Genomic DNA, 13,483 nt, shown 5'->3' with positions numbered 1-13,483 from the left:
CCGATGAACGCAACCTATGCGGCCGACGCCTTCGTGGGGCAGGCGGTGCTGGTGACCGGCGGCGCTCAGGGCATTGGGCTGGCGATCGTCAGCGCCTTCGCCCGGTTGGGCGCCGAGGTGACGATCGCGGACGTGCAGCTGCCGCAGGCACAGGCGGCGGCGCAAACGCTGCGGGACGAAGGGTTGAGCGTGCAGGCGCTGGCCTGCGATCTGGCCGAGCCGGGGCAGATTGCCGAGGGGGTGGCGGCGGTGGGCGAGCGGCATCAACGGCTGGATGTGGTGATTCACAACGCCGCTTACTTTCCGCTGACGCCGTTCGCCGCCATCGACGCGGCCCTGCTGCAACGCACGCTGAGCGTCAATCTGATGGCGCCGTTCTTTCTGGCGCAGGCGGCGCTGCCGTGGATGCGCCGCTCCGGCGGCGGCAGTCTGCTGGTGACCTCGTCGGTGACCGGCCCGCGGGTGGCCTACCCGGGGCTGGCGCACTACGCCGCTTCCAAGGCCGGGGTGAACGGGTTTATTCGCGCGGCGGCGCTGGAGCTGGCGGCGGAGAAAATTCGCGTCAACGGCGTGGAGCCGGGGATGATCCGCACGCCGGCGATGGCCAACCTGGGCGACGCGCAGGTGAATCAGGCGATCGCCGCTGCGGTGCCGCTCGGGCGGCTGGGTGAACCGGAAGACATCGCCGCGGCGATGGTGTTTCTCGCCTCGCCGGCGGCGGCCTATATCACCGGCCAGACGCTGGTGGTGGACGGCGGCGCGCTGTTGCCGGAAACGAATTCTCCGCTTGCTTGACGCTGCAGCGTTGTTGGCTGCAGACGCCAATTAATTTGAGAATTCCGGTGGGTTAAATCACTGCTTGGCGGGATGCGCGGTGACGTTGGCGGGCAGGCTGTCGCCCAGGGTGATCAGCTCGTCCAGCAACGTCATCAACTGGTCCATTTTCTGCCGCGAAAAGGCGGCTTCAATCTCGGCGTAGCCCTGTTCCACCTGGTGGCGCGCCACTTCATACAGATCCTGACCCTGTTGGGTCAGCGACACGTACAGCTTGCGCTGATCGTTGACGGGTTTCAGGCGGAAGATCAGCTTGTCGCGCTCCATGCGCGACAGAATGCCGGTCAGGCTGGGGCGCAGGATACAGGTTTCCGCCGCCAGCTCGTGGAATTCGATCGAACGGCTGTTGGCCAGCACGCGGATGATGCGCCACTGCTGCTCGGTGAGATTGTGGCTTTTCAGGATCGGGCGGAAGAACCCCATGGCGGTTTCACGCGCCTGCAGCAGGGCGATGGTTAACGATTCATGCATAAGTTTGGCCTTAGCTATCAAGGTGTTCGTTATTACGGCGCTCGTTATGGGGGCGCCTGCCCCACAAAGCCCGATTTTGTTAATAACTTAATAGTAGCCAAAGTTACCCGTAGGGATAAAGCAAAAATGCAAGGCGCAGCGAAAAATGGTGTGAAAAAGGGTTAATACGTTGAGTAATCACGCTAATGTTCTTGGTTTGTGAATATTTTGTTATCGCGATCACAAATCACTCCAAGCGCGTTGCGTAAAAGCTGCACAGCGTATAAAAGTAATCATTAATATATTAATGAATGCCGGTTGTCATGTTTTGCCATTGGAGGAGTTCGCATGAAAGGCACCGTATTTTCCGTTGCGCTGAACCACCGCAGCCAACTGGACGCCTGGGATCAGGCGTTTCACCAGCCGCCGTATCAGACCCCACCCAAAACCCCGGTGTGGTTTATCAAACCGCGCAATACCCACCTCGCCAATGGCGGGGCGATCCCGTTTCCGGCCGGTGAAACCGTGCAGAGCGGCGGCACGCTGGCGGTGATCATCGGCGACACCGCGCGCAAGGTGCCGGCGGCGCAGGTGAGCCGTTATCTGGCCGGTTACGCGTTGGCCAACGACGTCAGCCTGCCGGAGAGCAGCTTCTATCGCCCGGCGATCAAGGCCAAATGCCGCGACGGGTTCTGCCCGCTGGGAGAGATAGGCCAGCTGGAGAATGCCGATCGGCTGGAGATCGTCACCGAGATCAACGGCGTGGAGCAGGATCGCTGGTCCACCGCCGATCTGGTGCGCTCGGTGCCGGAACTGATCGCCGCCATCAGCGATTTCATCACCCTGCAGCCGGGCGATGCGGTGCTGATCGGCACCCCGCACCAGCGGGTGGAGATCAAACCGGGGGATGAGGTGACGGTGCGCGCCGCCGGCCTGCCCACTCTGAGCAACCGCGTCACCCAGGCAGGAGCCGCATCATGAAACATGCCCGTATTCGCCATCATGGCCAGATCGTCAACGTTCAGGTGGACGACCAACTGCGCGTCACGCTGCCGAACGGCGAGGTGCTGCAGGAGCGCGAAGTGGAATGGCTGCCGCCGGCGCAGGGCACGGTGTTTGCCCTGGGGCTGAACTATGCCGACCACGCCAGCGAACTGGAATTCAAGGCGCCGGAAGAGCCGCTGGTGTTCCTCAAGGCACCGAACACCCTGACCGGCCATCGTCAGGTATCGGTGCGTCCGGCCGACGTGGAGTACATGCATTACGAAGCCGAGCTGGTGGCGGTGATCGGCAAGACCGCGCGTAACGTCAGCCGCGAGCGCGCCATGGAGTATGTGGCGGGCTACACCCTGTGCAACGACTACGCCATCCGCGACTACCTGGAAAACTACTACCGGCCGAATCTGCGGGTGAAGAGCCGCGATACCCTGACGCCGATCGGGCCGTACATCGTCGATCGCGACGACGTCGCCGATCCGCACCGGCTGGCGCTCAGCACCTACGTCAACGGCGAGCTGCGCCAGCGCGGCAGTACCGCCGACATGATTTTCGACATTCCGTTCCTGATCGCCTACCTGAGCGAATTCATGACGCTGCAGCCGGGCGACATGATCGCCACCGGCACGCCGAAAGGGCTGGCCGACGTGCGGCCGGGCGACGAAGTGGTGGTGGAGATCGAGGGCATCGGCCGTCTGGTTAACCACATTATCAGTGAAAAAGATTACGAGGAGAGCCTGCGATGAAAACCATCAACCACTGGATCAACGGCAAGAACGTCGCCAGCAAAGAGTATTTCACCACCACCAACCCGGCGAACGGCGAGGTGCTGGCGGAAGTGGCCTCCGGCGGCCAGCTGGAGATCGACCAGGCGGTGGCGGCCGCGAAAGAGGCTTTCCCCAAATGGGCCAACACGCCGATGAAAGAGCGCGCGCGCCTGATGCGCCGTCTGGGTGAGCTGATCGACCAGAACGTGCCGCAGATCGCCGAAATGGAAACTGCCGATACCGGCCTGCCGATCCATCAGACCAAAAACGTGCTGATCCCGCGCGCCTCGCACAACTTCGAGTTCTTCGCCGAGGTGTGCCAGCAGATGAACGGCAAGACCTACCCGGTGGACGACAAGATGCTCAACTACACGCTGGTGCAGCCGGTGGGGGTCTGCGCGCTGGTGTCGCCGTGGAACGTGCCGTTCATGACCGCCACCTGGAAAACCGCACCTTGCCTGGCGTTGGGTAACACTGCGGTGTTGAAGATGTCCGAACTGTCGCCGCTGAGCGCCGATCGCCTGGGCGAGCTGGCGCTGGAGGCCGGTATTCCCGCCGGGGTGCTGAACGTGGTGCAGGGTTACGGCGCCACCGCCGGCGACGCGCTGGTGCGCCATAAAGACGTGCGCGCGGTTTCGTTCACCGGCGGCACCGCCACCGGCCGCCGCATTATCGAAAGCGCCGGGCTGAAGAAATTCTCCATGGAGCTCGGCGGCAAGTCGCCGGTGCTGATCTTTGAAGACGCCGACATCGAGCGGGCGCTCGACGCCGCGCTGTTCACCATCTTCTCGATCAACGGCGAACGCTGCACCGCCGGTTCGCGCATCTTCATTCAGGAGAGCATCTACCCGGAATTCGTCAAACGCTTCGCCGAGCGCGCCAACCGTCTGCGCGTGGGCGATCCGCAAGATCCCAACACCCAGGTGGGGGCGCTGATCAGCCCGCAGCACTGGGAAAAAGTCTCCGGCTATATCCGCCTCGGGGTGGAAGAAGGGGCGACCCTGCTGGCCGGCGGCCCGGACAAACCGGCTGGTTTGAGCCACGGCAACTTCCTGCGCCCGACGGTGCTGGCGGATGTCGATAACCGGATGCGCGTGGCGCAGGAGGAGATCTTCGGGCCGGTGGCCTGCCTGCTGCCGTTCAAGTCGGAAGAAGACGGCCTGCGCATGGCCAACGACGTGGAGTACGGCCTGGCGTCGTACATCTGGACGCAGGATGTGAGCAAGGTTCTGCGCCTGGCCCGCGGCATCGAAGCCGGCATGGTTTTCGTCAACACCCAAAACGTGCGCGATCTGCGCCAACCGTTCGGCGGCGTGAAAGCCTCCGGCACCGGCCGCGAAGGCGGCGAATACAGCTTCGAAGTGTTCGCCGAAATGAAGAACGTGTGCATTTCCATGGGCGACCACCCGATCCCGAAATGGGGCGTCTGAGCCTCAGAGCACAATAATAACGAGAGAGATGAGAACAATGACGACAAAACTGACCACTAATGCTGTCCCTGCTCCCGACGTCGTGCGCTGTGCCTACATGGAAATTCAGGTCACGAACCTTAAAGCCGCACGCGAATTTTACGTCGATATCCTCGGCCTGGTCGTGACCGCCGAAGATGACAAAACCCTCTACCTGCGTTCGATGGAGGAGTTCATTCACCATAACCTGGTGCTGCGCGAAGGGCCGGTGGCCGCCGTGGCGGCGTTTGCTTTCCGCGTGCGCACGCCGGAAGACGTCGATCGCGCCGAAGCGTATTTCAAGGCGCTTGGCTGCCGCACCGAGCGGCGGGTGAACGGGTTCGCCAAAGGCATCGGCGATGCGGTGCGGGTAGAAGATCCGCTCGGTTTCCCGTACGAATTTTTCTACGACGTGCAGCACGTCGAGCGTCTGGCCTGGCGTTACGATCTGTATACGCCGGGCGCGCTGGTGCGCCTCGATCACTTTAACCAAATCACCCCAGACGTGCCGCGCGCCGTGGAATATATCCAGGGGCTGGGCTTCCGCGTAACGGAAGACATCCGCGATGAAGACGGCGTGGTTTACGCCGCCTGGATGCGCCGCAAGGCGACGGTGCACGATACCGCGATGACCGGCGGCGCCGGGCCGCGCATGCACCACATCGCCTTCGCCACCCATGAAAAACACAACATTTTGGCCATCTGCGACAAACTCGGCGCGCTGCGCAAATCCGATTTGATCGAACGCGGCCCTGGCCGTCACGGCGTCTCCAACGCGTTCTATCTCTACCTGCGCGATCCCGATGGCCACCGTGTGGAAATCTACACGCAGGATTACTACACCGGCGATCCGGACAACCCGACCGTGACCTGGGACGTGCATGACAACCAGCGCCGCGACTGGTGGGGCAATCCGGTGGTGCCGAGCTGGTACACCGAAGGATCGCTGGTGCTGGATCTCGATGGGCAGCCGCAGCCGGTCATCGAACGCAGCGCGCCCAGCGAAATGGCCGTCACCATCGGCGCAGACGGTTTTTCCTATACCCGCGAGGGCGATACGGAAAAAGGTTTCAAACTTGGCAATACGCTGTAAATGCCGTTGCGCGGGCCTGGCCCGCGCATATTCGCCGTCTGGAGAACGCTATGCCCCATTTTTACGCTGAATGTACCGACAACATCCGCCGCGAGGCGGATTTGCCGACTCTGTTCGCCAAGGTCAACGAAGCGCTGGCGGCGACCGGCATCTTCCCGTTGGCCGGCGTGCGCAGCCGCGCCATCTGGCTCGACACCTGGCAGATGGCCGACGGCAAGCAGGATTACGCCTTCGTGCACATGACGCTGAAGATCGGCCACGGCCGCAGTCTGGAAAGCCGGCAACAGGTGGGCGAGATGCTGTTTGCGCTGATCAAGGAACACTTCGCCGCGCTGATGGCGCAGCGTTACCTGGCGCTCTCTTTCACTATGGAAGAGCTGGATCCGGTACTGAATTACAAACAGAACAATGTCCACGCGCTGTTCAACAAAGCGTGAATAAGGGGTCGTAAATGCTGGATAAAGAGCAGGTTAACCGCGCCGTGCAGCGTCTGCATCAGGCGGAAAAGAGCCGTGAGCAGATCCGCGCGCTGTCGCTCGATCATCCCGAGATCACCATCGAAGACGCTTACACCATTCAGCGGCAGTGGGTGGAGTTGAAGATCGCCGAAGGGCGCACGCTCAAAGGCCACAAGATCGGCCTGACCTCGCGCGCCATGCAGGTGAGCTCGCAGATCACCGAACCGGATTACGGCGCGCTGCTGGACGATATGTTCTTCAACGACGGCAGCGACATTCCGATCGATCGCTTTATCGTGCCGCGGGTGGAGGTGGAGCTGGCGTTCATACTGGCCAAGCCGCTGCGCGGGCCGAACTGTACGCTGTTCGACGTCTACAACGCCACCGATTACATCATTCCGGCGCTGGAGATTATCGACGCGCGCAGCCATAACGTCGATCCCGAGACTCAGCGGCCGCGCAAGGTGTTCGACACCATCTCCGACAATGCCGCCAACGCCGGGGTGGTGATGGGCGGGCGGCCGATCAAGCCGGATGCGCTGGATCTGCGCTGGATCTCTGCGCTGCTGTACCGCAACGGCGTGATTGAAGAGTCCGGCGTGGCGGCGGCGGTGCTCAACCACCCGGCCAACGGTGTGGCCTGGCTGGCCAACAAGCTGGCGCCGTATGAGGTGGAGCTGGAAGCAGGGCAGGTGATCCTCGGCGGCTCCTTCACCCGGCCGGTGCCGGCGCGGCGCGGCGATACCTTCCACGTCGACTACGGCCCGATGGGCTGCATCAGCTGCCGCTTCGTCTAATAAGCAGGCTCGGCGAACCGGGCCGCACTAAACCGGGCGGGGGCCATGCGCCGCGCCCGCTTGTCAGGGAGAATGCGATGTTAACCAACCACTTCAAACGTGCGCTGCAGGAAAAACGCCCGCAGATCGGGCTGTGGCTCGGGCTGTGCAGCAGCTACAGCGCCGAGCTGCTGGCCGGCGCCGGTTTCGACTGGCTGCTGATCGACGGCGAACATGCGCCCAACAACGTGCAAACGGTGCTGGGGCAGCTGCAGGCGGTCGCGCCTTACCCCAGCCAGCCGGTGGTGCGTCCGCCGTGGAACGACGCGGTGATCATCAAGCAGCTGCTGGACGTCGGCGCGCAAACCTTGCTTATCCCGATGATTCAAAACGCCGAACAGGCGCGTGACGCGGTGCGCGCGACGCGCTATCCACCGCACGGGGTGCGCGGCGTCGGCAGCGCCCTGGCGCGCGCTTCACGCTGGAACCGGGTGCCCGATTACCTGCAGCAGGCCGACGAGCAGATGTGCGTGCTGGTGCAGATTGAAACCCGCGAGGCGGTGAAAAACCTCGACGCCATTTTACAGGTGGAAGGGGTGGACGGCGTGTTTATCGGCCCGGCGGATCTCAGCGCCGACATGGGCTTCGCCGGCAACCCGCAGCACCCGGAGGTGCAGCGCACCATCGACGACGCCATCGCGCGCATCCGCGCCGCCGGCAAAGCGCCGGGCATTCTGATGGCCAACAAGGCGCTGGCGCAGCGCTATCTGGAAGCCGGCGCGCTGTTCGTCGCGGTAGGGGTGGATACCACTCTGTTGGCGCGGGCGGCGGAAGCCCTGGCGGACGAGTTCAAACAGGGCGGGGCGTCAGCACCTTCATCGGGAGTCTACTGAACCATGAACCACGTCGATTCGCTGCAGCCGGCCAACCCGGCGCAGCAACATAAAGCGTTAACCGCCGCCGAGCAATCGGTGATTAAAAAGTTGTTTCGGCGCCTGATCATTTTCCTGTTCGTGCTGTTTGTTTTCTCTTTCCTCGACCGCATCAACATCGGCTTCGCCGGGTTGACGATGGGCAAAGATCTCGGCCTCAGCTCGACCATGTTCGGGCTGGCGGCGACGTTGTTCTATGTCACCTACGTGATCTTCGGCATTCCCAGCAACATGATGCTGAGCCGGGTCGGCGCGCGGCGCTGGATCGCCACCATCATGGTGCTGTGGGGCATCGCCTCCACCTGCACCATGTTCGCCACCGGACCCACCAGCCTGTACGTGCTGCGCATGATCGTCGGCATCACCGAGGCCGGCTTCCTGCCGGGCATTCTGGTGTACCTCACCTACTGGTTCCCGGCGTTCTACCGCGCCCGCGCCAACGCCTTGTTCATGATCGCCATGCCGGTGACCATGGCGATCGGCTCGCTGGTCTCCGGCTATATTCTGGCGCTGGACGGGGTGATGAACCTGAAGGGTTGGCAGTGGCTGTTCCTGCTGGAAGGCATTCCGTCGGTGCTGCTGGGCGTGGTGGTGTGGTTCTATCTCGACGATACGCCGGCCAAGGCCAAGTGGCTGACCGACGAGGAGAAAGCCAGCCTGAAGGCGATGATGGAGGCCGACAAGCTGCAGCTGGTGCAACCCAACGGGCCGAGCAGCCACCGCGCGCTGCAGCAGCGCAGCCTGTGGCGCGAGATCTGCACGCCGATCGTGCTGATGTACACGCTGGCCTATTTCTGCCTGACCAACACCCTGAGCGCGATCAATATCTGGACGCCGCAGATCCTGCAGAGCTTTAACCAGGGCAGCAGCAACGTGACGATCGGCATCCTGGCGGCGATCCCGCAGATCTGCACCATCGCCGGCATGGTGTGGTGGAGCAAACGATCCGATCGGCTGCAGGAGCGCAAGCATCACACCGCGCTGCCGTACCTGTTCGCCGCCGCCGGCTGGCTATTGGCGTCGGCCACCGATCACAGCCTGATCCAACTGCTGGGGATCGTGATGGCCTCGGTCGGCTCCTTCACCGCCATGGCGATCTTCTGGACCACGCCGGATCAGTCGATCAGCCTGGAAGCGCGGGCGGTGGGGATCGCCGTGATCAACGCCACCGGCAACATCGGATCGGCGCTCAGCCCGCTGTTGATCGGTTGGTTCAAGGACATGACCGGCAGCTTCAACTCCGGGCTGTATTTCGTCTCGGCGCTGTTGATCGTCGGCGCCGTGTTGGTGTGGCGCATCCCGATGAAGGATTCGCGCCCGAGAGCGACGCCTTGATGTGCAGATAGGCAGGATTGCAGGAGGTCATGAGGTGCGGAAAAGTACCGGCTTTATCGCCAACATCGATATTTGCAAAGAGTATGACGCGCGCTACGCCGCCGACGAGGTGCATTACGAAACCTTCGCCGGGCTGGCGGCGTTCTTCGGCCGCGACATGCAGGTGCATTGGCACGACTGCTTTTTCCAGGTGCATTTCCTGGAGACCGGCAAGATAGAGCTGCAGCTCGACGATCAGCACTATTCGGTGCAGGCGCCGCTGTTCATCCTCACGCCGCCGTCGGTGCCGCATGCGTTCTTCACCGAACCGGACAGCGACGGCCACGTGCTGACGGTGCGCCAGGAGCTGATTTGGCCGCTGCTGGAGCGCCTCTATCCCGGCAGCAATCTGGCGTTGGACATGCCGGGCATCTGCCTGTCGCTGGCCGACGCGCCGCAGGAGCTGACGGCGCTCAGCCACTATTGGGCGCTGATCCGCCGCGAGTTCGCGCAGAACCTGGCCGGGCGCGAACAGACGCTGGCGCTGCTGGCGCAGGCGGTGTTCACGCTGCTGCTGCGCAACACCGCGCTGGAAGACAGCGCCAACAGCGGCGTGCGCGGGGAATTGAAACTATTTCAACGATTTAACAAGATGGTGGACGAGCGTTTTCGCGAGCACCTGCCGGTGCCGGAGTATGCGCAGGCGCTGGGGGTGACCGAATCGCGGCTCAACGACCTGTGCCGACGCTTCGCCAATCGGCCGCCCAAGCGGCTGATCTTCGATCGGCTGCTGCGCGAGGCCAAGCGCATGCTGCTGTTCAGCGCCTGCACGGTGCATGAAACCGCCTACAGCCTCGGCTTCAAGGATCCGGCCTATTTCGCCCGGTTTTTCAATCGGCTGGAAGGCTGTTCCCCTTCGACCTACCGCGCGGCGCAGCACGCCCTTTCGTAACCGCGATCACAGTTTGCCGCGAAAGCGGCAAACTGACCTGAAAAGTACCGGCGATTGCCGCAAAAGTCTCTTCTCGAAACCGGCTTTGGCAGCTTCAATTAAGCAACCAAAAGAAAACATTATTTTAACAAATGGCCAGCTCCACGGCCTGAAAAATGCCGATGACGAGGAAGACCCGATGAAACCAGAAGACTTTCGTGCCGACAGCAAACGCCCGTTCACCGGCGCCGAATACCTGAAAAGTTTGCAGGACAGCCGCGAAATCTACATTTACGGCGAGCGCGTGAAAGACGTCACTACGCACCCTGCGTTCCGCAACGCCGCGGCGTCTGTCGGCCAGCTGTACGACGCGTTGCACGATCCGGCCAGCCAGGATCGCCTGTGCTGGAACACCGACACCGGCAACGGCGGTTACACCCACAAATTCTTCCGCTATGCCCGCAGCCCGGAAGAGATGCGCCAACAGCGCGACGCCATCGCCGACTGGTCGCGCCAAAGCTATGGCTGGATGGGGCGCACGCCGGACTACAAGGCGGCCTTCGGCTGCGCGCTGGGCGCTTATCCGGAGTTCTACGGCCAGTTCGCCGATAACGCGCGCCACTGGTACAAACGCATTCAGGAAACCGGGCTCTATTTCAACCACGCCATCGTCAACCCGCCGATCGACCGCCATAAGCCGGTCAACGAGGTGAAAGACGTCTACATTCAGGTGGAGAAAGAGACCGACGCCGGCATCATCGTCAGCGGTGCCAAAGTGGTGGCCACCAACTCGGCGTTGACCCACTACAACTTCATCGGCTTCGGTTCGGCGCAGGTGATGGGCGATAACCCGGACTTCGCGCTGATGTTCGTGGCGCCGATGGACGCCGAAGGGGTGAAGCTGATTTCGCGCGCCTCCTACGAGCTGGTGGCCGGCGCCACCGGATCGCCGTTCGACTACCCGCTCACCAGCCGCTTTGACGAGAACGACGCGATCCTGATCATGGATCATGTGTTGATCCCGTGGGAAAACGTGCTGATCTACCGCGATTTTGACCGCTGCCGCCGCTGGAGCACCCAGGGCGGTTTCGCCCGGCTGTTCCCGCTGCAGGCCTGCGTGCGCCTGGCGGTGAAGATGGATTTCATCACCGCGCTGCTGCAAAAGAGCCTTTCGTGCACCGGCGTGCTGGAGTTCCGCGGCGTGCAGGCCGATCTGGGCGAAGTGGTGGCCTGGCGCAACCTGTTCTGGTCGCTGAGCGACGCGATGTGCGCCGAAGCCACTAAATGGGAAAACGGCGCCTACCTGCCGGATTCCGCCGCGCTGCAAACCTACCGGGTGATGGCGCCGATGGCCTACACCAAGGTGAAACACATCATCGAGAAGAACGTCACCAGCGGCCTGATCTACCTGCCGTCCAGCGTGCGCGACATGAACAATCCGGAGATCGACAAGTACCTGGCGCGCTACGTGCGCGGATCGGACGGCATGGATCACGTCGAGCGCATCAAGATCCTTAAGCTGATGTGGGATGCGATCGGCAGCGAATTCGGCGGCCGTCACGAGCTGTATGAGATCAACTACGCCGGCAGCCAGGATGAGATCCGCCTGCAGTGCCTGCGCCACGCGCAGGGATCCGGCAACATGGATCGCATGATGCAGATGGTCGACAAATGCCTGGCCGATTACGATCAGCACGGCTGGAAGGTACCGCACCTGCGGAACAATGACGATATTAATCAGTTGGATAATCTGCTGAAGTAATTCAGGAGGAGGTTGTATGTCTCAGGAAAATGAACAGCGGTTGCGCTTTCGCGATGCCATGGCCAGCCTGTCGGCGGCGGTGAATATCGTCACTACCGATGGCCCGGCGGGGCGCTGCGGCATCACCGCCACGGCGGTGTGCTCGGTAACCGATACGCCGCCGACGCTGCTGGTGTGCATCAATCGCAACAGCGCGATGAACCCGGTGTTTCAGGAAAACGGCAGGCTGTGCGTCAACGTGCTCAACCACGAGCAGGAGCTGATGGCGCGCCACTTCGCCGGCATGACCGGCGTCAGCATGGAGGAGCGTTTCCGGCTGGAAGAGTGGCAGCTTGGCGCGCTGGGGCAGCCGGTGCTGCGCAATACCCTGGCCAGCCTGGAAGGGGAGATCGAACAGATCCAGAGCATCGGCACCCACCAGATGTACCTGGTGCAGATCAAGCAGATCGCGCTGAGCGAAGCCGGCAACGGTCTGATCTACTTCAAGCGCAACTTCCATTCGGTGATCCACCAGATGGCGGTGCCGGCCTGAGGCGTTGGGGCGCAGCAGCCTGCGCCCCGCGTTTCAACTCTTGTTGGCTGCCAGATCGCTCACCAGGCGGTTGACCGGATCGCTCATGTTGGTGAACTTGCTCAGCTCTGAGCGCGTCACCACCACGAACACCCCGACGTTTTTCGCCGGAATCATTGCCATGTAGGTAATGAATCCGCCGCCGCCGCCGGTCTTCTGAATGATGCCCGGCAGCCCGTCTTTCGGTGCCATATACACCCAACCCAATCCCAGCGCATCCGCTTGCCCCGGCACGTCCATGCCCTTCAGCGACACCAGATCGTGGCGCTGGAAGTACATGGTTTGCTCGCTGGCGGCGGTGGCTTTGCGCGGGCCGCTGGCGCTGGAAGAGAGGAACTGCTGCATCCAGCGCTGCATGTCGCGCGGGGTCGAGTAGACGCCGCCGCTGCCGGCTGCGGCGGTGGTGTCGCGGCAGGCGCTTGGGCCGGCCGCCGCCACCATCAGGCGAGAGCACTGTTCGGGGCTTGGCGTCAGCGTGGTGTCGACCATGCCGAGCGGCGCGGTGATTTTCTCTTTCAGCAGCGCGTTGTAAGGCTTGCCCGCGGCGCGCGACAGCGCATCGGCCAGCAGGTCATACGCCAGGTTGGAGTAGGCGGCGTGCACCCCCGGCGGCACCGTGACGTTGGCGTGCGCCAGCCACTGCCAGCGCTGGGCCTTGGTCGGCCAGGTGAACACCGGCGTTTTCGGCGGCTTCTTGCCCGGCTGCTCGCGCGGCAGCGAACTGGTGTGGGTCGCCAGGTTCAGCAGGGTGATCGGTTGGCCGGCGTTGTAAGCCGGCACATAGGCGCCTTTGGGGGCGTACTTGCGCAGCGGGTCGGTCAGCTTGACCTGGCCATCCGCCGCCATTTTCACCATCACTTCGCTGGTCATCAGTTTGGTGATCGAGGCGATGCGGATCAGGGAATCCGGGCGCGGGCGCAGGTTGTTGCCGGGTTTGGTGTCGCCAAAGCTGCGGTTAACCACCTGATTGCCGTCGATCACCACCAGCGCCATGCCGGTGGCGCCGCTGTTGTAGAAAATATGTTCGGCATACTGGTCGACGATTTGCGAAGCCAGCTGCGGGGGCGTGGCCTGCACGGCCAGCGGCGCGGCGCACAGGCCCAGCGCCAGCAATAAAGCGGAGACAGAGTTCTTCAACGGTCGTTATCCAT

Annotated in this window: 14 protein-coding genes; 12 read left to right on the top strand and 2 right to left on the bottom strand. The window is 62.7% G+C overall.

Annotation, left to right across the window (positions count from 1 at the left end; translation table 11 throughout):
* Positions 1-3 precede the first annotated feature (3 nt).
* Entirely contained in the window at positions 4-795 is a 792-nt protein-coding gene (locus AAIE04_RS16925; RefSeq protein ID WP_019454951.1) for an SDR family oxidoreductase, read from the top strand.
* A 57-nt stretch (positions 796-852) separates the two neighbouring features.
* On the opposite strand, the gene hpaR is transcribed toward AAIE04_RS16925, so the two are convergent.
* Entirely contained in the window at positions 853-1,305 is a 453-nt protein-coding gene (gene hpaR / locus AAIE04_RS16920; protein WP_004933183.1) for a homoprotocatechuate degradation operon regulator HpaR, read from the bottom strand.
* 327 nt (positions 1,306-1,632) lie between these two features.
* Here hpaR and AAIE04_RS16915 point away from each other — a divergent pair, with 327 nt between their 5' ends.
* From AAIE04_RS16915 to hpaC, 11 genes are all read left to right on the top strand, one after another.
* Positions 1,633-2,265, top strand: coding sequence for a fumarylacetoacetate hydrolase family protein (locus tag AAIE04_RS16915; RefSeq protein ID WP_074055323.1), 633 nt, complete (start codon positions 1,633-1,635; stop codon positions 2,263-2,265).
* Positions 2,262-3,026 (top strand): fumarylacetoacetate hydrolase family protein, encoded by a 765-nt coding sequence (locus AAIE04_RS16910; RefSeq protein ID WP_004933177.1) that lies wholly within the window; start codon positions 2,262-2,264, stop codon positions 3,024-3,026. The genes AAIE04_RS16915 and AAIE04_RS16910 overlap by 4 nt, the downstream gene beginning before the upstream one ends.
* Positions 3,023-4,477 carry a 5-carboxymethyl-2-hydroxymuconate semialdehyde dehydrogenase gene (gene hpaE, locus AAIE04_RS16905; RefSeq protein WP_033631722.1) on the top strand — a complete coding sequence of 485 codons (1,455 nt, stop codon included), beginning with the start codon at positions 3,023-3,025 and terminating at the stop codon, positions 4,475-4,477. The genes AAIE04_RS16910 and hpaE overlap by 4 nt, the downstream gene beginning before the upstream one ends.
* A 37-nt stretch (positions 4,478-4,514) precedes the next feature.
* Positions 4,515-5,588 carry a 3,4-dihydroxyphenylacetate 2,3-dioxygenase gene (gene hpaD / locus AAIE04_RS16900; protein WP_004933173.1) on the top strand — a complete coding sequence of 358 codons (1,074 nt, stop codon included), beginning with the start codon at positions 4,515-4,517 and terminating at the stop codon, positions 5,586-5,588.
* A gap of 50 nt (positions 5,589-5,638) precedes the next feature.
* Positions 5,639-6,025, top strand: a complete 387-nt coding sequence (locus AAIE04_RS16895) for a 5-carboxymethyl-2-hydroxymuconate Delta-isomerase (RefSeq protein ID WP_004933172.1) — start codon at positions 5,639-5,641, stop codon at positions 6,023-6,025.
* A gap of 14 nt (positions 6,026-6,039) precedes the next feature.
* A complete protein-coding gene (hpaH, locus tag AAIE04_RS16890) occupies positions 6,040-6,843 on the top strand; it encodes a 2-oxo-hept-4-ene-1,7-dioate hydratase (RefSeq protein ID WP_019454957.1) in 804 nt (267 codons plus the stop codon).
* A gap of 77 nt (positions 6,844-6,920) precedes the next feature.
* Positions 6,921-7,715, top strand: a complete 795-nt coding sequence (hpaI, locus tag AAIE04_RS16885) for a 4-hydroxy-2-oxoheptanedioate aldolase (protein ID WP_019454958.1) — start codon at positions 6,921-6,923, stop codon at positions 7,713-7,715.
* Between the two features lie 3 nt (positions 7,716-7,718).
* A complete protein-coding gene (gene hpaX / locus AAIE04_RS16880) occupies positions 7,719-9,089 on the top strand; it encodes a 4-hydroxyphenylacetate permease (protein WP_154747140.1) in 1,371 nt (456 codons plus the stop codon).
* A 34-nt stretch (positions 9,090-9,123) separates the two neighbouring features.
* On the top strand, positions 9,124-10,020 hold the full coding sequence (gene hpaA, locus AAIE04_RS16875; RefSeq protein ID WP_019454960.1) for a 4-hydroxyphenylacetate catabolism regulatory protein HpaA: 897 nt from the start codon (positions 9,124-9,126) through the stop codon (positions 10,018-10,020).
* Positions 10,021-10,198: 178 nt separating this feature from the next.
* A complete protein-coding gene (hpaB, locus tag AAIE04_RS16870) occupies positions 10,199-11,761 on the top strand; it encodes a 4-hydroxyphenylacetate 3-monooxygenase, oxygenase component (RefSeq protein ID WP_019454961.1) in 1,563 nt (520 codons plus the stop codon).
* A 16-nt stretch (positions 11,762-11,777) separates the two neighbouring features.
* Positions 11,778-12,293 (top strand): 4-hydroxyphenylacetate 3-monooxygenase, reductase component, encoded by a 516-nt coding sequence (gene hpaC, locus AAIE04_RS16865; RefSeq protein ID WP_019454962.1) that lies wholly within the window; start codon positions 11,778-11,780, stop codon positions 12,291-12,293.
* Positions 12,294-12,326: 33 nt separating this feature from the next.
* On the opposite strand, the gene ampH is transcribed toward hpaC, so the two are convergent.
* A complete protein-coding gene (ampH, locus tag AAIE04_RS16860) occupies positions 12,327-13,469 on the bottom strand; it encodes a D-alanyl-D-alanine-carboxypeptidase/endopeptidase AmpH (protein ID WP_154747138.1) in 1,143 nt (380 codons plus the stop codon).
* Positions 13,470-13,483: the final 14 nt, after the last annotated feature.

It is taken from the genome of Serratia sp. Ae19-1 (assembly GCF_059801225.1).
The sequence above is the reverse complement of the archived record's forward strand: the minus strand, read 5'-3'. Positions and strand labels throughout refer to the sequence as shown.